This is a genomic window from Pectobacterium polonicum (assembly GCF_005497185.1).
Lineage (GTDB): Bacteria > Pseudomonadota > Gammaproteobacteria > Enterobacterales > Enterobacteriaceae > Pectobacterium > Pectobacterium polonicum.
This window is the reverse complement of record NZ_RJTN01000010.1, coordinates 1-20,336: the sequence shown is the minus strand read 5'-3', so window position 1 is coordinate 20,336 and position 20,336 is coordinate 1. Positions and strand designations below refer to the sequence as shown.

17 protein-coding genes are annotated in these 20,336 nt (G+C 50.3%); 2 read left to right on the top strand and 15 right to left on the bottom strand.

Annotation, left to right across the window (positions count from 1 at the left end; genetic code table 11):
- Positions 1 to 64: 64 nt before the first annotated feature.
- From cysW to EDI29_RS11730, 13 genes are all read right to left on the bottom strand, one after another.
- On the bottom strand, positions 65 to 958 hold the full coding sequence (gene cysW / locus EDI29_RS11790) for a sulfate/thiosulfate ABC transporter permease CysW (RefSeq protein ID WP_137741068.1): 894 nt from the start codon (positions 956 to 958) through the stop codon (positions 65 to 67).
- Positions 958 to 1,791: a sulfate/thiosulfate ABC transporter permease CysT gene (gene cysT, locus EDI29_RS11785; protein WP_137741067.1), complete on the bottom strand. Its 834-nt coding sequence runs from the start codon at positions 1,789 to 1,791 to the stop codon at positions 958 to 960. The genes cysW and cysT overlap by 1 nt, the downstream gene beginning before the upstream one ends.
- Complete coding sequence (locus EDI29_RS11780) at positions 1,791 to 2,819, bottom strand: sulfate ABC transporter substrate-binding protein (RefSeq protein WP_137741066.1); 1,029 nt, start codon at positions 2,817 to 2,819, stop codon at positions 1,791 to 1,793. Before EDI29_RS11780 ends, cysT begins: the two co-directional genes overlap by 1 nt.
- A gap of 294 nt (positions 2,820 to 3,113) precedes the next feature.
- Positions 3,114 to 4,013, bottom strand: a complete 900-nt coding sequence (locus EDI29_RS11775) for a Dyp-type peroxidase (RefSeq protein WP_137741065.1) — start codon at positions 4,011 to 4,013, stop codon at positions 3,114 to 3,116.
- Positions 4,014 to 4,182: 169 nt separating this feature from the next.
- The gene (locus EDI29_RS11770; RefSeq protein ID WP_137741064.1) at positions 4,183 to 4,800 is read right to left on the bottom strand and encodes an RpoE-regulated lipoprotein; all 618 of its coding nucleotides are present in this window, start codon (positions 4,798 to 4,800) and stop codon (positions 4,183 to 4,185) included.
- 177 nt (positions 4,801 to 4,977) lie between these two features.
- On the bottom strand, positions 4,978 to 6,651 hold the full coding sequence (locus tag EDI29_RS11765; protein ID WP_137741063.1) for an ABC transporter ATP-binding protein/permease: 1,674 nt from the start codon (positions 6,649 to 6,651) through the stop codon (positions 4,978 to 4,980).
- Positions 6,648 to 9,422: a M16 family metallopeptidase gene (locus EDI29_RS11760; RefSeq protein WP_137741062.1), complete on the bottom strand. Its 2,775-nt coding sequence runs from the start codon at positions 9,420 to 9,422 to the stop codon at positions 6,648 to 6,650. The genes EDI29_RS11765 and EDI29_RS11760 overlap by 4 nt, the downstream gene beginning before the upstream one ends.
- Before the next feature lie 112 nt (positions 9,423 to 9,534).
- Positions 9,535 to 12,132 carry a TonB-dependent receptor plug domain-containing protein gene (locus EDI29_RS11755; RefSeq protein ID WP_137741061.1) on the bottom strand — a complete coding sequence of 866 codons (2,598 nt, stop codon included), beginning with the start codon at positions 12,130 to 12,132 and terminating at the stop codon, positions 9,535 to 9,537.
- Positions 12,133 to 12,205: 73 nt separating this feature from the next.
- Positions 12,206 to 13,141: a TonB family protein gene (locus tag EDI29_RS11750; RefSeq protein ID WP_137741060.1), complete on the bottom strand. Its 936-nt coding sequence runs from the start codon at positions 13,139 to 13,141 to the stop codon at positions 12,206 to 12,208.
- A gap of 371 nt (positions 13,142 to 13,512) precedes the next feature.
- A complete protein-coding gene (locus tag EDI29_RS11745) occupies positions 13,513 to 14,241 on the bottom strand; it encodes a hypothetical protein (protein ID WP_137741059.1) in 729 nt (242 codons plus the stop codon).
- Position 14,242: 1 nt separating this feature from the next.
- On the bottom strand, positions 14,243 to 14,944 hold the full coding sequence (locus EDI29_RS11740; protein ID WP_137741058.1) for a hypothetical protein: 702 nt from the start codon (positions 14,942 to 14,944) through the stop codon (positions 14,243 to 14,245).
- Positions 14,937 to 15,599 (bottom strand): hypothetical protein, encoded by a 663-nt coding sequence (locus tag EDI29_RS11735; RefSeq protein ID WP_137741057.1) that lies wholly within the window; start codon positions 15,597 to 15,599, stop codon positions 14,937 to 14,939. The genes EDI29_RS11740 and EDI29_RS11735 overlap by 8 nt, the downstream gene beginning before the upstream one ends.
- A gap of 115 nt (positions 15,600 to 15,714) precedes the next feature.
- Positions 15,715 to 16,140 (bottom strand): GNAT family acetyltransferase, encoded by a 426-nt coding sequence (locus EDI29_RS11730; protein ID WP_107170338.1) that lies wholly within the window; start codon positions 16,138 to 16,140, stop codon positions 15,715 to 15,717.
- 181 nt (positions 16,141 to 16,321) lie between these two features.
- On the opposite strand from EDI29_RS11730, the gene hemF reads away from it, so the two are divergent.
- Together hemF and EDI29_RS11720 are read left to right on the top strand one after the other, a co-directional pair.
- Positions 16,322 to 17,254, top strand: a complete 933-nt coding sequence (gene hemF, locus EDI29_RS11725) for an oxygen-dependent coproporphyrinogen oxidase (protein WP_137741056.1) — start codon at positions 16,322 to 16,324, stop codon at positions 17,252 to 17,254.
- A gap of 3 nt (positions 17,255 to 17,257) precedes the next feature.
- Entirely contained in the window at positions 17,258 to 17,710 is a 453-nt protein-coding gene (locus EDI29_RS11720; protein ID WP_137741055.1) for a YaiI/YqxD family protein, read from the top strand.
- A gap of 79 nt (positions 17,711 to 17,789) precedes the next feature.
- On the opposite strand, the gene mtr is transcribed toward EDI29_RS11720, so the two are convergent.
- Both mtr and EDI29_RS11710 read right to left on the bottom strand, forming a co-directional pair.
- Positions 17,790 to 19,064, bottom strand: coding sequence for a tryptophan permease (gene mtr, locus EDI29_RS11715; RefSeq protein WP_137741054.1), 1,275 nt, complete (start codon positions 19,062 to 19,064; stop codon positions 17,790 to 17,792).
- A 449-nt stretch (positions 19,065 to 19,513) separates the two neighbouring features.
- Positions 19,514 to 20,336: IS110 family RNA-guided transposase (locus tag EDI29_RS11710; protein WP_193555660.1), on the bottom strand; the 823-nt coding region annotated here is incomplete at its 5' end.

Here is a 20,336-nt window from a genome sequence, read left to right as displayed (position 1 = left end):
GTATCCCTACGGGAACCTCATCCCTGTGTTTCCCCTAAAATCTGACTTTGCCAGCAATCTCAATTTACTGCTTTTCAGGCGGATGTTGTTCCCGCCCTTGCGCCATTTGCCGTTTTACACGCCACTGCAAGGCGCTCTTGATGAACAGCGTCAGTATCGCCATCACGGTCAACAACGCCGCCGCAGTAAACGCCCCCACGCTGTTATAATCCTGATGCAATAATTCAACCTGTAGCGGCAGCGTGTAGGTTTCGCCACGAATCGAGCCCGACACCACGGATACGGCACCAAACTCACCTATTGCTCTGGCATTCGTCAGCACCACACCATACAGCAGCGCCCAGCGAATATTCGGTAGCGTTACCCGATAGAACACCTGCCAACCTGACGCACCGAGTAGCACAGCAGCCTCTTCCTCCTGACTCCCCTGACTCATCATCACCGGAACCAGCTCCCTGACCATAAACGGACAGGTCACGAATATCGTCACCAGCGCAATGCCCGGCCAGGCAAACATCAGCTGTATCCCCTGCTCATCCAGCCAGCCGCCAACCGGGCCGTTGGTGCTGTAAAAGAGCAGATAGAGCAAACCTGCCACCACCGGCGAGACGGCAAAAGGAATGTCGATCAGCGTGAGCAGCAGTTGCCGCCCCGGAAACTGAAAGCGCGTGACCAGCCACGCCAGCAGCGTACCAAACACCAGATTCACCGGTACGACAATCGCGACCACCAGCAGCGTGAGGCCAATGGCATGCAGCATGTCAGGATCGCTCAGGTTACGCCAGACGCCCCCCAGTCCGTGCGACAGCGCAGCGGCAAAAATTGACACTAAGGGGATGACCAGCATGATGAGCGATAATATCACGCCCAACGCAATCAGCGCGGCTCTCGCCCCGTTACGTTCCTGCCGCACCGGATGAGATTTGCGCTGCGGAGTCACAGTCGGTATCTCTGCCATTACACGCTCCGGGTCCGTTGACCAAAACGGCTTTGCAACACGTTGACGGCAAACAGTATCAATAAGGATGAGGCTAACACGACAGAGGCAATCGCGCTGGCAGCAGGGAAATCAAATTCCTGCAAACGGATAAAAATCATCAGCGAAACGACTTCTGTCTGCCAGGCAATATTCCCTGCAATAAAGATAACCGCACCAAATTCGCCCAGACTACGGGCAAACGACAGCGCGGTGCCCGTTAATAGCGCTGGCGTTAACTCTGGTAAAATGACGTAACGAAAACACTGCCAGCGATTCGCCCCCAGCGTTTGTGCCGCCTCTTCGTATTCCGGCCCCAGATCTTCCAACACCGGTTGCACAGTACGCACCACAAAAGGAATGCTGGTGAACGCCATCGCAACCGTAATACCCAGCCAGGTATAGGACACCTTAATGCCGTATTCTGCCAGCCATGCGCCGTACCAGCCCGTTGTTGAAAACAGCGCGGCCAGCGTCAGCCCCGCCACGGCAGTGGGGAGCGCAAAGGGTAAATCCATCAACCCATCCAGCAAGGCTCGACCGGGAAAACGATAGCGCGTCAGAATCCACGCCATTAACAGACCGAATCCGGCATTGAATACCGTCGCCAGCCCTGCCGCCAAGAGCGTGACCTTGTAAGCCGCCACCACCTGCGGGTTGGAGATCACCGCCCAGTACTGCGTCACACTCATCTCTGAGAGTTGCATCACCAGCGCACTTAAGGGCAGCAGTAGAATCAGACAGACGAAAAGCAGGCTACTGCCCAGACTCAGCGCGAATCCCGGCAGCACCCGTTTACCTGAACCCAAAGACATTACTGACGACCAGCCGCCAGCAGTTTATCCAATTCACCACCGGTGTCGAAATGGGTCTTCATCACCTGTGGCCACGAGCCAAACTGATCTTCCACACGGAACAACGTGGTTTCAGGGAAGCGAGATTTTAGCGTTTGCGCCAATTCAGGGTTGTTCACACGGTAGTAAAAATCGGTGATCACCTTTTGCGCGTCTGGGCTATAGAGATAATTCAGATAGGCTTTTGCCGCCTGTTCGGTGCCATTCTTCTCCACATTCTTATCGATCCACGCCACCGGGAATTCCGCCAATACGTTAACCTTCGGCACGATCACCTCGTAATTCTCTGCACCGTACTGATTACGAATGTTATTCACCTCGGATTCAAAGCTGATCAATACATCCCCCAATTGGCGCTCCACAAATGTGGTGGTTGCGCCACGGCCGCCGGTATCAAATACCGCGACGTTCGCCAGAAAACGCGTTACCCACTCGCGAGTTTTGGCCTCATCGCCACCGTTGGCTTTACTGGTCGCGCCCCAGGCCGCAAGGTAGGTATAACGGGCATTGCCAGAGGTTTTCGGATTCGGGAAAATCAGCTTAACGTCATCACGCACCAGATCGTTCCAGTCGTGAATCCCTTTGGGATTACCTTTGCGAACCAGAAACGCCATGGTGGAATAGAACGGAGAGCTGTTATTTGGTAAACGCGCCTGCCAGTCAGCAGGAATCAGTTGCCCGCGATCGTGTAGGATCTGGACGTCCGTCACCTGATTGTAGGTCACCACATCGGCTTTCAACCCTTGCAGGATAGCCAGCGCCTGTTTAGATGAACCCGCATGCGATTGTTTGATCGTGAGTGGATCGTTGGGATGCTGCGACAACCACTGCTTTTCAAAGCCGGGATTGAGCGCCACAAATAGCTCACGAGACACATCATAAGAGCTGTTCAGCAGCTCGGTAGCGGAGACTGCGCTCTGCCCACCCAGCAGCAATGACAGCGCCAGAGAACCCTTCACCAGCCAGCCTTTCACCTGTACTTGATTCATCTTATGTCCTGCCAGAGTTAGCGCCTATTCGGTAGGCTTTGTTATGGGAGCTATCGTGTGAATAACCGATATTGGAATGCGCGTATTCGCGTAAATCAGTGTAGGGGGAAGTGGCGGTTAACATATAACCTTTATATATAATATTTCGGAGTTTTTAAGCGCTAAAGGGCATAACACCACAGTGAGAGATCGCAGCAAAAAAGAGGGGAAAGAAAAGAGAAAAACGCGGCAAGATAGCCGATGCAAAACATTGATGCCTGCATGAATACAGGCATCAGGAAAACGCGTCAAACCTTACAGTGACAATAGCTTCGCCAAAGACGGCGCGAAGAAATAGCTGCCGCTGACCGCTCTAGTAAAGCGCAGCATATCGTCACGTTTGCCGTCACGATCGCCGAACATACTTAGCAACTGCTGTTCAATGTTGTGCAGACGCGCACAGTAGGCGACGAAATAAAGCCCGTTCTTGCCGCTCGCGGTGCCATAAGGCAGGCTCTGACGCAGGATTTTCAGCCCCTTGCCATCTTCCTTTAAATCCACGCGGCTAAGGTGTGAGGTTACAGGACGCTGATCCGAAGACAGCTCTTCGTTATCCTGCTTAGTGCGCCCGATCATCTGTTCCTGTTGTTCCACGCTAAAACGCTGCAACTGCTTCAGATTGTGTTCCCAGCGTTGGGTAAACACGTAGCTGCCACCTGCATCCGGCTGGTCTTCAGGGATAATTGCCACGGCGTGCCGTGCCTCACCCTGTGGGTTTTCCGTACCGTCGATAAAACCGCTTAAGTCGCGATCTTCCACCCAGCGGAAACCGTGCGTCTCTTCTTCAATACGAATTGCGCTACCAAACGCGGCCAGCGCAGCCTGTGCCAGCGTGAAGTTAACGTCATGGCGGAGCGATTGGATATGGATCAACAGATCGCGCTGCGTTGCTGGGGCAAGCCCTTTACCCAGCGGCGTAAACGACTTCAGCTCCGTCGCACTATGGTTACAGTCCAGATCGCGCCAAACATCGTTACCAAACGCCAGTACCGCGCCTAACCCGGCATCGGGATACTGCTGCTGCAAATCTTGTAATGTCTGACAGAATTTTTTGCATCCCTGCCGGATAGCATCAAACTCTCCCTGAATCATCGCTTCCATAAAAATGGCAAAACGGCGGTGTTCCATTAAAATACCGCTTTGAATTGGTGTCATTTCTGCTTCCTCAAGCGTCAGTTTTTTCTTTTGTTGTTATGGTTTACTACTGTGGTTACAGCAAATACGGCTGCCGAAAAAAATCAGGCGGCACGGGTATCATACCGGAAGCCGCCTGGATTTTACCTTGCGTGAAGACAAATTAGTCCGTTAACGCCAAGACGCCCCGTTATAAAACGGATGTGTTACGCGCCTGCGCATGCCACACTATTTTGCTCACTTTCCAGTTTTTCAGGATATCGTCGGGCGGCATCAAGCCTTCTGGGCCGCTCCACTCGCCGGAATAAACGTAGCTGATATGCGTGCTCTGGGGCGCGGCACATTCAACGCCTCGCGCATCATCACCCTGCCCCAACTGACAAGACTCAAAGGCTTTGCTGTAGGTATTGCTAAAGGCATCACCGATTTTCACGCCACCGGCACTGTCAATAGCCGGGTCCATGACTTCAACTTTGCGCACGCTGCCCTTCGGCTGGCCGCTGATGATCATCTTCACCTCTTTACCATCCAGCGCCTGATAAAATGCGACCAGTTGACCGTTGGATGTCCCCATTCCACTACGCAGTTGATAACTGCCATCCAACGCGTTCCGTAACGCGCCTTCAGATAACGGCGTACCCGCATTAATGCCACCGACGCCCGCATCCGTGATCTGCAACGAACTGCCGAACCAGTTAAACGGCGATAGGCTGGACCAGGAAAAATTGGAAAGCGTACTGCATCCGGTCAGCAGTAGCGGTAAACCCAACACGAGCGGTAACCCCAAAGATAGCGAGCGAGAATTCATGGTGTGTACTCCTCAAAATTGAACGACTTCCGTCATCAGTCCCCCGAGCAAGATGGGAGTTGGAGTCTGCAAGCGACGAAAAGTGCCGTGAAAGACGGAATAATCCTGCGGGGGATTATAGGGGGAAACCAACCAGAACCACAGACCTTCCGATAACCGGAAGGTCTGTAGGTAACATCAACTGCGCTGTGAGGCAAAATCGGTTAGGTCATAACGATGCGGGAACAGATCGTCCAATTCCGTCTGGTGCGTAATGGCTACCACGGTACACATCGGTAACGCCAGCTTGACGAGCGCCAGAAGCTGTCTGGCAGAGTCATGATCCAAATTACTGGTCGCTTCATCCAGATAGAGTGTATCGGGTTTGGCAATCAGCGCACGGGCAAAGGCAACACGCTGCCGCTCGCCGCCGGAAAACACCCGATCCCAGTTCAGTTGCTCACTTAAACGATCGCGCCACGCCCCCAGCCCGACGCTATCCAGCGTCTGGCGCAGCATCTCGCTGTCAGCCAGCGGCGGATAGGGATAACAGAGAATCTCTGCCAGCGTACCCTGTCCTAAATAGCTTTGCTGCGGTAGCAGCAGGCTGCGACCTTCGAGCGACTGCCAGCGACCATCGTAATACGGCCACAAACCGTTTAGCGTGCGTAGCAACGTTGATTTCCCCAGCCCACTGCGGCCAGAAAATTTACTCCAGCTACCCGCTTCGCAACTCAGATCCACATTTTGCAGCAGAGGAGAACCCTGTGGCGTAGTAAAGGAGAGTTGCTCAATGCGCAAATCCTGCCCTACTGCCGCATCAGCCTGTTCAGACTGATGACGTTTGATCTCTTCCTTAAACTGGCTCAAACGCGCCATACTGGCGGACAGAATCACGAACTCTTTGTATTTATGGATAAACCAGCTCAGCGCACCGTGTACTTGCGCAAACGCCCCACGAATCTGCATCAATCCCCCCAGCGTTACCGTCTTACTCAGGAAGGCTGGCAAGGCAGCAAAGACCGGCACAATCTGGCTCACACGCATATAGCCCGTGGTGAAAAAGCCCAGATTACGTTCGGCATTCATAAAACGTCCCCAGTTCGACACGATGGCAGAGAAATGGCGCTGAAGGTGGCTTTTCTCCTGCGCTTCACCACCGTATAGCGCAATTTGCTCAGCGTTATCATGCTTACGCAGCAACGCGGCACGGAAATCAGCCTCCGCTTTTTGCTTCTCATAATTAATATCATGCAGGCGCTTCCCGACCACATGCGTGATCAGGCTGCCGATCAGCGTATACAGAATCGCGATCCAAACCAGATAGCCTTTGATTACCCACTCTTCACCGAATAGGGTAAAGCGCTGAACGCCCGACAATCCCCACAGGATAACGACGAAAGAAAACAAGCGTGCCGTGACGATCAAAAACTCCACCACTAGGCTAACGGCTTTGTCGACGAACAGGTTGATATCTTCGGCAATACGCTGATCGGGGTTATCAATCTTGCCCGCCACCGACATACGATAAAATGCCCGCTTCGCCAACCAACTGTCCACCATCTCTGCGGTTAACGCACTGCGCCAGCGGATAATGAGCAGTTTGGTAAACCATTCCTGATACACGATCGACCCAATATAGAGCAGGATGTAAATACCGTATTCTTTCATCAGAGAAAGCAATAAACTGCTGTCGAATGCACCTAACGCATCATAAAACGTCTTACTCCACTCGTTTAATAACACATTGAGATAGACAATCATCCCGCCCATCCCAATGGCGATAAACAAGAGTAACCACGCCTGCCAGCTCCGCTTACCGCCCCAAAAGGGACGGCAGAGATCGACAAACTGTGCCATTGCTTTCTTCACTCTTTCACCTCTTGCGGCAAAGTGATGTAAAGCACTCGGTTATCTGGGTTATACAGCTTCGCCGACATTGCGCGAACGCCTTCCAGCGTGATGCTGTCTGCCAGTTTAGCGACGCTGCTCAAATAGCGCGGATCGTCATAGTGGCGATAGCTCAGCAGCAGACGGCGCTGTATCGTGGTCAGATCGCCCTGACGCCCTTTTTCCGCACGGATGAATTGTGCTTTTTGTTCGTCCACATCCTGCTGCGTAATCGTTGACGGCAGTTCAGCAAAAACGTGCTCGGCCAGTTTCCACAGCTCCTGCGCACGTTCAGGCGCGCTGCTGAAACTCACTTCCGTCTCAATACGCTGTTTTTTATCTTCCAGTTCGCTATCGACACGCATACGGTAAATACCCAGTGCGTCATCACGCAGGCTGGTTTTGAGGTATTTATTCGCAATATTGCGGGCAATGCTCACCTGCACCGCGGCCTGCGGCGTCCACGTATGCGGAGTGAAACTCCAGGTCAGGATATCGGCACGCGGCTCGATATTGATAGCCGATGTCGCCTCACGTTTACCCGGCAGCGCCAAATGTAACTTCACGTCGCTGGCAGGCTGACGTGGAATGGTCGCCAGATAACGTTCAACCTGCGGCAAAATCTGTGCAGCAGGCATATCTGCAATCAGATAGTAGGTGACCGGTGCAAAAGCGGCTTTATGCCACTGAGAGAGCAGCGCTGGCGCTGAGATTTGTTTCAGCTCGGTAATTTCAGGCTGCTGCCAGGCTGGCCCACCAAAGCGCAGCTTGGCAATATCGCTAGCACGTTTTCCACCGACGGACTGATCATCATTGGCCTTCTGACGCGCCAGACTCATCATGCTCTCTTTCATCACCTCAGGATCGATTCCCGGTGCCACATTCAGCTCACGGTATAGCCCTAGCAGATTTGCCAGCTGTTCAATCGGCGCGTTCCCGCTCAGCGTCAGTTGATCCGCTTCCTGAGCGATGCTCAGCGACAGCGTTTTTTCCTTTTTCCAGTTACTGAGCGCTTCTCCGCTCCATGTTGCTGGCCCGCTTTGATTGACCAATTGACTCGCCAACTGTGCCTGCCACGGATTCAGCGAGGCTGCCATGAAACCAGCCTGACTCGTCGCGGTGAGATACACTTTTTTACCCGCCTCCGGCGCACGCAGCCACACAACGCGATCGCCGTTGCTCAGTTGCCACTGTTCTACCTTTTGTGCAGCAAAGGTTTTCACCGCGGTGCGCTTTCCGCTTTGCGTCACAGCAGGAAGCTCAGGGATGACTTTCTCTTTTTCTACCTGCAACGGTGCCAATGTTGCCACCGCCCACTGTTTCTGCAATTTAAGAATCGCATCCGGCTTCGGCAACGTGAAAGGCGTCGCGCCCGGCACGCTAAACTGCACCAGCGTATCTGGCGAAGCTAACCAGCGTTGCAGATGGCGGTTGACATCTTCAGCAGTGATGGTGTCCAGCGCTGCCAGCGCGTCTTTACCGCGCTGCTGGCTACCGACATACGGGCGATCCTGCTGCCAGACGATGGTCAACTGCTGAACCCAGTCTGAAAATTCGCGTGTTTCAGGGGTGGTACTCATACGCTGCGCAACTTCACGAATGTCGGAGGCGATCTCCGTGATGTCCTGCTCGTTTAGCGGATAGCGTTTTAACCGCTCAATTTCTTTCAATACGGCAGAAATCGCAGCGTCATGGCCTCCCGGCATCACATTGGCGAAAAAGCCCAGTGCGGCGGTGGTTTTACCAATATCCGATTTACGCACCACCAGACTACTGGCGTCTTGCGGCAGCTCAGCTTGCTGTCGACGTACCTGACGGGTTACCGCAGACAGGGTGATTTGCGTAAGCAAACGGTGGCGGAAGTCTGATTGGCCAAATGCGTCTTTATCATTGAAACGATAGACAAACGACACCTGACTACTGCCGCTTTGGCTATCCTGCAAACGCGCCACTTTACGCTGCGGTTTCAGTGACGGTTCATAGTAATCACGGGCTGGCACCGCAACATTCGGCAGCGATGCAAAATAGCGTTGAATGTCGCGTTCCGCATCCGCAGGCGTGATGTCACCCATGATCATCAAACGCATATTCGACGGGTGATACCAACGTTGATAGAAATCCTGTAGCACGCTGGCTGGCGTCTCGTTAATCGACTGTTCGGTGCCAATCGTCGGGCGCGAAGGATAACGGGAATCATGACGAATCGCCTGTACGCGCTGCTGGTTCATGCGTTCTGCCACGCCCAGCTTGCCACGCCACTCTTCCAGAATAATTTTACGCTCGTCATCCAGATCGCTTTGTAACAGCTTGGCATGACCCGTCATCTGGCTCAGCGCCTGCAAGGACGTTCCCAGATCGCGATTCCCTTTCGGCGGACTCATCATGTACATGGTGCGCTCGTAGTTGGTCACGGCGTTATAGCTCTGCGCTCGAACCCAGCCCTGTTTATGCAGTTCCGTACTCACACCTTGAGGAAACGCCTCGCTGGCGCGAAACACCATATGCTCTACCATGTGCGCCACGCCGGATTCGTTGTCTTTTTCATCAATCGAACCGACATCAACAATCAGGCGAATATCGACCCGCGTCTTCGTCCCTTCCAGCGGCACGAGGGTGTAGCGCAATCCATTCGCCAGCGTGCCTTCTTTAATAACCGGTAACGGGCTTTTTATTTCTTCGGCCTGGCTCGCAACGCTTCCCGCTAGCAGGCCGACAGCCGTTAGCGATAACCAGCAACATCTCTTCCAGTTCATAACAACCTTTTCGTTTTTATTTTTGCCTGTAAGGCAATGTCTGAGCACACATATGCAAAATGCAAAATGCCCCGTCATACGTCAGCATGCGACGAATGACGGGGCATAGGATTTACCAGGTGTAAGCAACGCCAAGCCAGAACTGACGGCCGGGTTTGTAGGTTACTATCGTCGTATTAATATTCGTCTTCTGCTGCGTTTCAACTACGTTATCCAGAACGTTCAGCACATCCAGCGTGATGTCCAGTGTCTGAGTTTTGTATACCGGCTGAGAGTAAGAAAAACGCCAGTCATAGGAGATAAAATCGTCATATGTGGTAGAGAGATATTCTTTCGCACCGCCCGTAAAGCCAGGGTCGGCGTTACAGGCAGGGCTACCACCAGGACACAACGTATCTAATGGCAGCGGCGTATATCCTTTATAACCAGAGGTATAGCCTACTCGCTGTCCCCAATTGAGGCGAATCGCTGGGAAGTAAGTATCCACGTTCAGGAAAGCCGTCCAAGGGGTATTGAAATCCATCGCATCCATATCGCCCTTATACATCAACTTATTATCAACAATCACCCGACTCTCATCGGTATTCGTATCATCGTAGTAAGCGATCGAATTAACTTTATTTTTCGCAATACCAGCACCCAGTTTCCAGTTCACTTCAGCAAAACTGAAACGATGTGGGCTGATTGGCTGCACTTCCAGAGACAATGTGTTCCCCTCTGTCCGCCCCTCATTATTCATCACGCGGTAACGTTGCCCATCAATGGTCTTTGATTCAGAGCCAAATTGATCTTTCCCCTGACGATTAACCCACTTTGCCGTCCATACCGTATTCATGACTCGCTGCGATAGCCCTAGCGTTACTTCATCACTATAAGGCGTGTTTAAATCAGAAACGGTATAATTACTACCCGTAATTCTTGAGGGATTGGAAGCCCACGGTGCAGTGGACGAGGTGCGCCTTTGCACGATATTCGTGCCAATACCCTCACGCAGCTTATATGACAGCATACCCGAGCCATAATAGCGATTCGCCCCACCAAACAGACGTGTTGACCGATCGCCGAAGACATCGTAAGAGGCAGAAAAACGGGGGGCGAAGTTCAGATTTTCCAGGAAATCATCGTAGCTAACACGCACGCCAGGGGTCACTTCCAGCCGACCATAGCTCATGCTGTTTTGCAGATAGGCAGCATAGCTGTTGTAGCTGACTTGCACCGAACGGGCGGGAAAGAGTGTACGCGTGCCTGCAAACTGCTCACCGGGAATACACAGTTTATCTCCGGGTAGACATACAACACCGGGATTAATGTTGGTAGCATTAAACCCAACATTGGCGCTATAAGCATCCTGAAAACGACGGTACTGTGCACTCGCAAAGTCAGCCTGCCAGCCGAAATCGACCTGATGGGTCATCCCCAATAAGAAGGCCGGGTTAAGTTCGTAATTCTGCTTCAATGTGGTGGTATTTTTTTCCGTGGCAAATGTGCCATAACCACCAATCTGTGAGGTGCGAATTGACGATTGCCAATCCAATGACGGGGAGACAAAACCTAACGAAGGTACATTGTGGGTCCAAGTAATAAATTCATTAGATTCATGTTCAATCTTGTTCTGCTCAGACTGATAGCCCGCCAGACTGGTCATTTTCCCCCAACTAGCGTTGTGCTCCCACTCCATATTGAAGCGATAGCCCCCCCCCGTGTTGGTAAATGCCCCGTTTTTTGCATCTCTTTTGTAATACTTAGATTCGTGCGGAGAATACATGCCCATCATGCGAACAATATCACCATTATCCGCCAGATAGACGCCTTTTAGCAGGTAGGTTTCACTCACTCGCTCCTGATCGTCCCACTGTTGCAAATACTGATGATAATAGGGAATATCTGACTGCTGACGGTTATAGGCAAAAATAAAGCCTGCTTTATCACTCAACGGCTGATTAAAGGTGGCTGAATAGAACTGCTTCTTAAATTTTGGTTGATAGTAAAGGTTAGTAGCAGAATAGAAGTTTTCGCTAATGTTGGAATCAACGTGATAACTCGTCCAGCTATCGTTCGAGGTACGGTAAGAAACCTTGCCAAATACATTATCCAGTTTAGGGTCCATCAGTTTGGCATCCACCACACCGCCAGTAAAATCACCGTACTTAGCGGATATGTTGCTATCAAATACTTCCAGCGACTCAATCAGCTCCGAGTTAATCCAGAACAACTGTGTCCCACCGGCGGGTAGATCTGTCGCATTATAACCATCAGGATCAGTATCTAGCTGACCCTTATTGGCTCCAGGGTTGATATTGCTATTATTCGATAACCCATCGATCATAAAATTATTGTTATAAAATTTCTCGCCGTGGAACGAGACGTTCTCTGGAGCCAACTCGCCCGGCGTATTGCTGCTATTCGCTGTGTTCGAGAACTGCACAGCAGCGTTATTCTTTAATAACTCTGGTATCGAACCGTTTCCGGTCGGCATTTTTTTAATCTGCTCAGCATTAATGATCTGCGTTCCCATCGACTGACTGGTCGGGGTTGAGCGGACTAAAATCGTATCTTCGCCATTTTCCGAAGCGGAATCACTTTGCTGTTCCTCTTCGGTTTCTGCATTTTTCTTCTGCTGATTTTCATCGACAGAGGTGCCATTCTGCTGCGCAAGCGCAGCCCCTGATAATAATGACAGCAGCATCATTAAATAGACGTTCTTATTCATTTATTTAAAATCCCCAATAAAACCAATTATTGAAAAATAAAATTATTGTTGTGTGTGCTACAGATAATACTTACTACTTGTCATCAACCTGAATGTGTCCATTCAGTTTGAAAACGATGGAAACCACCTGATTCTCCACCGGCACCTCCGTCCGATAGCGCCAGCGCGCCATGTCTTTCACCACGTCATCACCAAATACACCGTCTGGCGTTTCAGACAGAATCTGTACGTTAGTGACCGTACCGCTACCGGTAATATCGAATTTGACACGTACTTTTCCTTCCACACCCAGCGCTTTTGCCCGAGAGGGATAATTCACGCGGCGATGCAGCGCTTTGAAATTTTGGCTGTTGCTTTTCCCCGCGCCGTGAGCCGCTTGGCCGCTTTCGCTCTCTCCGGCCTTGGCCGTTGCCGCACTGCCCGGCATACCCATGGAGGACGGCAGCGGTGAAGGCGTATCACCGGCCTGATTCGTCGCTACGGGAGACTCGCCCTTTTTTTCTGTCTGCTGCTGCGTAGCCTGTTGTTGTTCTTTTGGTTTGTTCTCAGGCTGCTTTCTCTCACGCACGGACGGTTTTTTTTCCGCTACAGGCGTAACAGGTTTACGTTCAATGACAGGCTGTTTAATGACGGGATTGGGGTGTTCGGGTAAGGGCGTTAAAATCGGCATAACCACAGGGGTGTGTTGGGCAACGGGAGGTTCAACTGGTGGTGGTGCCGCTTCAGCTACCTGTGACATCGCGGCCGCCATCATCGTTACCTGCATGCTGCCGCCTGCATTTCCCGCCATATCTTCAATGTTTTCCTTCGGGGAATAATGCCACAAAAAGAAAGCCGCCAGCATGGCATGCGCTACGCAGGACAACACAAAAAAAGCGAGAGAACGCCAGTTAGGGGCATCAGAAGTCAACGTGGCCGCAGAAGAATGAGCAAGAGAAGGCGTCAGCAATGCACTGCCACCAGAGTGATTAGCACCCGGTAAAGCCCCTTGAAGATTTTCACGACTCACTATCCAGCTCCATCTCTTGAACGTCAACTTCCTGGTGTCAGTAGTGCAGTCACAATCTTCCAGGCGATAAAATGCAAGCAAGATCGGAACACGAAAAAACATGTCAAGGCCGATCGGGCAACATTAATAAATAATAATACAAATGAGAATCGTTTTACAAATAAAAACTGTTACCCACAAAGTCTAACAAGTTGCACGCAATATCATTACAAATTGAAGTAACATGTTGAGGTAAAATGAAAAAAGTGCGCTACCAGAAACTTAAAACGGGGAGTAGAGGGGGAGAAACAGTGCAGGAATAGCGGGTTAGCATCGATGGAATGACGTCCGTAGCCTCACAACCTAAGACTACGACGAGGTGCAATACGTTGTTAAACAGTGATAGTATAATCAGCAAGATTTTCACAGTCACTATAGATTCGCGTAATCCCGGTCGCTGAAAAATCAATTGCCAACACACTCGCATCATCTTCAAGGCTATCCCAGCTTATTCCGTTTGCAACATGCTCTGCCCAATAGCCATCAGTTGATAAAAAGAGTCGTTTCCTACCTGATACGCAAATTTGATTTATTTCTGGCGGGCTAAAGCGCTTAGCATTTAAACAACGGGTCAGGGTAAAACGCGTATTTTCGAGGGGGCCAGGTAAACAACTTCCCATCGGTAACTTTTTATACTGCTGATAAACATTATGCGGTTCAACCAACCAATTTATCATTCCGTTATCCTGATACTCACCTAACAAACAATCACCACAATGTAAAACAGTCAACGTAGATTTACTTTTATCTAACAAAATAATGATATAACTTGCCGAGTCATGTAAATAAGAGTTACGTAAAGATTTCTGAACCTCCTTTATAATATTAATTATTTCATCAGATCCTATTTTTAACGCTGATGAAAAATTAATAAAATCAACACAACCAGCCATCACGATGCGAGACCAATGTTTAGAAAAATCTGATTTATGCAATCCATTATTTTTTTCGGCGGAATCTACAAGTATTGCTAAAAAAACAGAATCATTCTGATATAAGGAAACAGCATCTTTGTTAGTTATTCTTCTCAATCCTTGACGGCTAATCCATTTTAGACGCATATTATTTTCCAATATTTACTATCGTATCCAACCGTTCATACAATTCATTTTCACGGGCCGTATTCATATTAGCATGACTTTGAATTGCATAGTCAAAATCACTAACACCAAGAAGAATCTCAATCTGTTGACTGATGTATTTCTTCACATCATCTTCAGCAATAGCAAGCTCTGAAATAAGCTCCTGTCGCCCATCAACTAAATTAAGAATATCCTCTACATCTCTGCTCTCAAGCGGATCACCTTTACCCCGGCCATTATAGGCTTCCAACTTTGTTGCAATGAAATAAACAGGAGAAATCAAGTTAATGAAAATATCAGACGTTAACTTAATACAATTATTTGTTTCTACCGCTCTCCGATACCACCTATTTGTAAAACCTAATACACTCTCATCATCAGGCATAAAATCGACGCGTAAATCACCCAATTTCATCGCACAAATGGGCTCATCGTCATCGGGAATATCAATTTTAAAACCGTGTTCCTGAAGCGTTTGTTGCAATGTTGAATAATCAGCATACCCCATAACATGGACAATAAGATCGACGTCATCCGTGTGTCGTATATTCTCCTGAGTAAACTCATCCGTCACTAATAGGCTCGTCGTACACCCCCCGACAAAAGTCATTTTCTCACACAGTTCAGATCCCAGAGCCTCAGCAACACACCGCAGCATCTCTATTTGAATTTTGCTATTCATTATTTACATTCATATAATTCATCAACATATTCGATGCAACGTGACGTTCTCGTGGTAACCCAATACGTATCGCATCAGTCAGTGCCAATAATGCATACATTTCTGAATCGCGTCGAACAGCGTAACTCACTGTTTTGAATAAAGGCTCAACAGATTGTCCCTTCGTTTTACCTTTTGCATCAGGCCATACGGGAACTGCGTCTCCCGCCCCTATTAGCTTATTTTCCAGCACAGGTGCACCAATTGATGTCGCAATACCACGAGTCAGTTCCCCCATCTTCGCAGGAAATACATATCTCAATCCATATATAATAAATTCGGAAAGCGCCTTGACGTTAGTTCGAGGCACATTTAGCTTTCTATCCCGCTTTATGAGTCCCACAGCAGTCATCTCTCTCAAAGATAAACTGACTTGGCTTTTGCTTATCCCTGTTTCGATAGCCAATGCCCTAACGCTATAGCGTTCAATAAACCAGTCATCCATTCCTGCTGTAGGCGTAAGATCCGTAATTCCAGCATATGACTCTTCCGATATTTCCCAATCCCACCAAATTTCAGCCCTGCACGCAACCTGCAACGGTTTTTTTTTCAGCCGACCCTCTTGTCGCTGTAAGCAAACGAGTTTTAGCATTAGGCCAATATCTTGACTTTTCATCTTAACCCCCCCTTTAATGTCCTAAGTCCTAGGACACGGGACAGGCTACTCTTCTTCTTTTGTTTTAATCAAGAGCTAAATTTACATAGGAGCAGTAAATCTGCTGAAATAACAATCAATATTCCCGATCTTCAATCAGGCGTTTTCCTAACGTCACGCTATCGACAATCTCATAGTCGAGTTTTTCATACATGCCGATCACCGCGTCGTTATCTTCACGCACCATCAGGTGGATCTTCGGACAACCACGGGCAATGAGTTTTTTCTCAAGACGGCTAATCAACGCGTTAGCAATGCCGCGCCCACGAAAATCAGGGTGTACGCCCAAATAGTATGCAGATCCACGGTGGCCGTCGTACCCGCCCATCACCGATGCTACGATTTCGCCATTCACCTCTGCGACCAGAAACAGATCGGGATCGTGATTAAGCTTACGTTCGATGTCCATTTCAGGATCGTTCCACGGACGCAGCAAATCGCAACGTTCCCAGAGGGTGATCACGGCTTCAAAGTCATCCTGCCTGAATATGCGGATTTCCATCACAGTCGCCATTTTTCAATAAGGTAAATCGTGATTATCGCGTGATTTTTATTAGACGCAATCGCAAATTGCGCGCCGCTATCAGGAATCACACAACAGGTGACCGGGGATCGATTTTATTGATGGTATACTGTCCGCCTTATTATAGCGCCACCAGCGCGATGGAAACGAGATATCCACTATGTCTGACATCAACGCAGTAAAACATTTTTTACTTAGCTTACAGAAAGATATCTGTCAGCAGCTTGCGGCGATCGATGGCGGAGCCGATTTCGCCGAGGACGAATGGCAGCGTGCCGAAGGCGGTGGTGGATGCAGTCGCGTGCTGTCCGGCGGACGCCTCTTTGAACGGGCTGGCGTAAATTTTTCCCATGTGACCGGTACGTCGTTGCCACCGTCGGCCAGCACGCATCGTCCTGAACTGGCGGGGCGCAGCTTTCAGGCAATGGGCGTGTCGCTGGTGATTCATCCACTTAGCCCTTACATTCCCACCAGCCACGCCAACGTGCGTCTGTTCGTCGCCGAGAAACCGGGAGAAGAACCGGTTTGGTGGTTTGGCGGCGGGTTCGATCTCACGCCCTATTATGGTTTTAAAGAAGACGCTGTTCACTGGCACCAGACCGCTCATGACCTGTGCCAGCCGTTCGGTGATGATGTCTATCCGCGCTACAAAAAGTGGTGCGACGATTATTTCTTCCTCAAGCATCGTAACGAAGCACGTGGTATCGGCGGGCTATTTTTTGACGATCTGAACGAACCCGATTTTGCCACCAGCTTTGCTTTCATTCGCGCGGTCGGTAAGGGGTTCCTCGATGGTTACCTACCCATCGTCGAGCGGCGTAAAGATCTGGCGTGGGGAGAGCGCGAGCGTGAATTTCAGCTCTACCGTCGTGGCCGCTATGTGGAATTCAACCTGATTTGGGATCGCGGTACGCTGTTTGGACTGCAAAGCGGCGGGCGTACCGAGTCCATTTTGATGTCGATGCCGCCGCTGGCACGCTGGGAGTACCAGCACCAGCCTGAACCTGATAGTCCAGAAGCCCTGCTGTATCAAGATTTCTTGCCCGTCAGAGACTGGCTGGCAGAAAGTAATACACACAACAAGGAAACATAAGTCATGCAGATTTGGGTCGATGCCGACGCCTGCCCTAACGTCATCAAAGAAGTGCTCTTTCGCGCGGCGGATCGCACACAAATACCGGTCACGCTGGTCGCCAACCAAACCATAAAGGTGCCGCCATCGCGCTTTATTCGTACACTGCGCGTTTCCGCAGGCTTTGATGTCGCCGACAATGAAATTGTACGCCGCGTTGAAACGGGCGATCTGGTGATCACCGCCGATATTCCACTGGCATCGGAAGTGATAGAAAAAGGCGGCATCGCATTAAACCCGCGTGGCGAGCGCTATACGCCAGATACCATTCGGGAACGCCTGAATATGCGGGATTTTATGGATACCATGCGCGCCAGCGGGATACAGACCGGCGGCCCCAGCACCTTGAACCAGCGCGATCGTCAGCAGTTTGCGAATGAACTGGACAAGTGGTTGCAGCAGGTGCGGAAGTCATAGCCATCTGAGAGTCGTTATCTGGGCGCTCACCATCCTGCCTCTTCTGCTTTAGCAGGCAAGGTGGGTAAGCGCATATGACTTAGCGATAAACGGGTAGCAGATCGAGGCTGGAAAGAATATGTATCAGCGCGGTGCTAATACCAAATAGCAGCACCAGCGCGATCATCGCATTACCGCCCCTCACGCGGAACAGCGGGCTACCGAAGCGGCGGCGCGACGCAAGCGCCAACAACGCGGGTGTAATCACTGCCCATACGGTGGCGGCTAACCCAGCAAACCCAATCGCGTAAATAAAACCGTTCGGATACAGCAGGCCGCCGATAATAGGCGGCAGAAAGGTCACCAATGCCGTTTTGGCTCTTCCCATTCGGCTATCGTCAAATTTCAGCAAATCAGCCAGATAATCAAACAGCCCCAGCGTCACCCCAAGAAACGAGCAGGCAACCGCAAAATTGGAAAAAACAGTGAGCAGCACATCCAGATAAGGACTGTTCAACACCCCGCCTAGCGTCTGCACCAGAACGTCAATATTACCGCCCCGCTCCGCAATCCCGATAAAATCAGGACGTGCAATATTTCCCATCGTACCAATCAGCCAGATGGCATACATCACCAGCGCCAGCACGCTGCCAATAAACAGGCAACGTTTGATTACCTGTGGCTTGTGGCCGTAATGTTTCACCAAACTGGGAACGTTGCCATGAAAACCGAAAGAGGCCAGACAAAAGGGTAACGTCATCAGCACATAGGGAAGATAGCTGGGGGCTTCTTCCGCAACATTGAGTAAAACCAAGGGCTTGACGTTCCACAGCAGGCTACCGAACGTCATGAAAAAGGTCAGCACCTTCGCCGCCAGAAAAAATGCGGTCATGCGGCTCACCGCCGACGTACTCCACCAAACGGTAAACGCGACAAACAGCGCAAACAGGCAGCCGCCGAGGCGGGCAGAGAAGTCGAACGACATCTCTGCAAGCGTGTGATGGATAATGGAACCACTCGCCGAGATATAGGCGTAGGTCAGGATATAAAGGACAAAGGCAATCGATATGCCGTTAATGACATTCCAGCGCTTACCCAGCAGATCTTTGGTCAGCGTATCAAAGCTGGCACCGCTCTGATAATTCAGGTTCGCTTCCAGTATCATTAACCCCGAGTGATACATGCAAAACCAGGTAAACACCAACACGGCAAATGACCAGAAAAACCAGGCACCCGACATCACCACTGGCAGGGAAAACATCCCCGCGCCGATAATCGTCCCTGCAATAATCATCGACCCGCCAAATAGCGAAGGAAGACGCTTTTCTGTACCGTTTTTTTCTACTGTATTTTCTTTCACTGCGCCTGTTGCCATAACCGATATTCGCTCGTTGGTTTTTATCGAATCTGAGGAAAAATCCCCCTATAGACGAGGCGGGATCATGGCATAAAACCAAAATTATTCCATTGATTTAACTTATGCCTCGGTATGGAAAATCCATGTTTTGCTAAAAATGGCGTGGTATGTTGTAAGCGATTAAGGGAAAAGTAATTTTAGGATGATGTCGTTATGCTGAAGGCTGTGAAATCTGTTTTATTCGATATTCTTTCCATGATACTGACATTTATTCTCTGGGTTATCTCTCTTCTCACAGTCACCTATTTACTCCCTGAGAGTATATGGTTCCCCGTCTTCGCGTTTTGCTTTATCGGTTCTATGTTTTTAAGCGACTATTTGGTCAACAAGCTGAGAAAGTAAAAAAACCAGCCACGCATCAACTAATGCCGTTCACTTAAGCATGGATTTAGATACCGTCTTGCCAGCTATCTGGCAAGACATATCTCAGCATCGAACGGACGACCCGATTTCAGCACCCCGTAAGCCAGTTGCAGCAGCTTTTTCATTGCTGCACACACCACCACTTTCCCTGACTTATTACGGGCATTCATCCGCTCTCTCAACGCAGCTACCGCCGGGTTATACTGCATCGCAACTATCGCTGGCATATACAGTGAGCGGCGCATTATGCTGTTACCCATCTTCGAGATCCGACTTTTTCCCTTCCACTGTCCTGACTCCTGCTGCATCGGATTCAGCCCTGTCCACGCCACCACCGCCTTACTGCTGCTGAACCTCGACATATCGCCCAGATACGCCAGCAGCGTACTGCTCAGCACACCTGCTATCCCGGGGATCGACTCCAGCAGTTTCCTGTTTTTCCTCAGCCCCGGGTCATTATCGATATGGTCGTTTATTGCCCGCCGTGTCTCTTCTGACTGGGCATCCAGCATGGCTATCACTTCGCTGATGGAAGGCTGCACCACTGCATCCGCTGTCTCCAGACGATTTTCTTCCATCTGCTTCATCTCCAGCAGATTATTCAGGCGGTTTACCAGAGCCCTGAGTTTTCTTTCATTCAGCGGGATCGGCTGCCATTCCACCGGAGAGTGCTGACCGCAATAGCGCGCTATCATACGTGCATCGCCTTTGTCCGTTTTGTTACGGCTCAGCTCGCTGCGACCGAAGGATTTAATACGCGCCGGATTTTCCACGCTGACGACATAACCCGCATCACTCAGGAAGGTGGCCAGCGGCTCGCTGTAAACCCCGGTCGCTTCCATGCAGACATGACATTCACCAAAGGGC

Bases quoted from the DNA above. Each gene is read 5' to 3' on its own strand.
- cysW (WP_137741068.1), bottom strand. From the start codon at position 958: ATGGCAGAGATACCGACTGTGACTCCGCAGCGCAAATCTCATCCGGTG.
- cysT (WP_137741067.1), bottom strand. From the start codon at position 1,791: ATGTCTTTGGGTTCAGGTAAACGGGTGCTGCCGGGATTCGCGCTGAGT.
- EDI29_RS11780 (WP_137741066.1), bottom strand. From the start codon at position 2,819: ATGAATCAAGTACAGGTGAAAGGCTGGCTGGTGAAGGGTTCTCTGGCG.
- EDI29_RS11775 (WP_137741065.1), bottom strand. From the start codon at position 4,013: ATGACACCAATTCAAAGCGGTATTTTAATGGAACACCGCCGTTTTGCC.
- EDI29_RS11770 (WP_137741064.1), bottom strand. From the start codon at position 4,800: ATGAATTCTCGCTCGCTATCTTTGGGGTTACCGCTCGTGTTGGGTTTA.
- EDI29_RS11760 (WP_137741062.1), bottom strand. From the start codon at position 9,422: ATGAACTGGAAGAGATGTTGCTGGTTATCGCTAACGGCTGTCGGCCTG.
- EDI29_RS11755 (WP_137741061.1), bottom strand. From the start codon at position 12,132: ATGAATAAGAACGTCTATTTAATGATGCTGCTGTCATTATTATCAGGG.
- EDI29_RS11745 (WP_137741059.1), bottom strand. From the start codon at position 14,241: ATGCGTCTAAAATGGATTAGCCGTCAAGGATTGAGAAGAATAACTAAC.
- EDI29_RS11740 (WP_137741058.1), bottom strand. From the start codon at position 14,944: ATGAATAGCAAAATTCAAATAGAGATGCTGCGGTGTGTTGCTGAGGCT.
- EDI29_RS11735 (WP_137741057.1), bottom strand. From the start codon at position 15,599: ATGAAAAGTCAAGATATTGGCCTAATGCTAAAACTCGTTTGCTTACAG.
- EDI29_RS11730 (WP_107170338.1), bottom strand. From the start codon at position 16,140: ATGGAAATCCGCATATTCAGGCAGGATGACTTTGAAGCCGTGATCACC.
- hemF (WP_137741056.1), top strand. From the start codon at position 16,322: ATGTCTGACATCAACGCAGTAAAACATTTTTTACTTAGCTTACAGAAA.
- EDI29_RS11720 (WP_137741055.1), top strand. From the start codon at position 17,258: ATGCAGATTTGGGTCGATGCCGACGCCTGCCCTAACGTCATCAAAGAA.
- mtr (WP_137741054.1), bottom strand. From the start codon at position 19,064: ATGGCAACAGGCGCAGTGAAAGAAAATACAGTAGAAAAAAACGGTACA.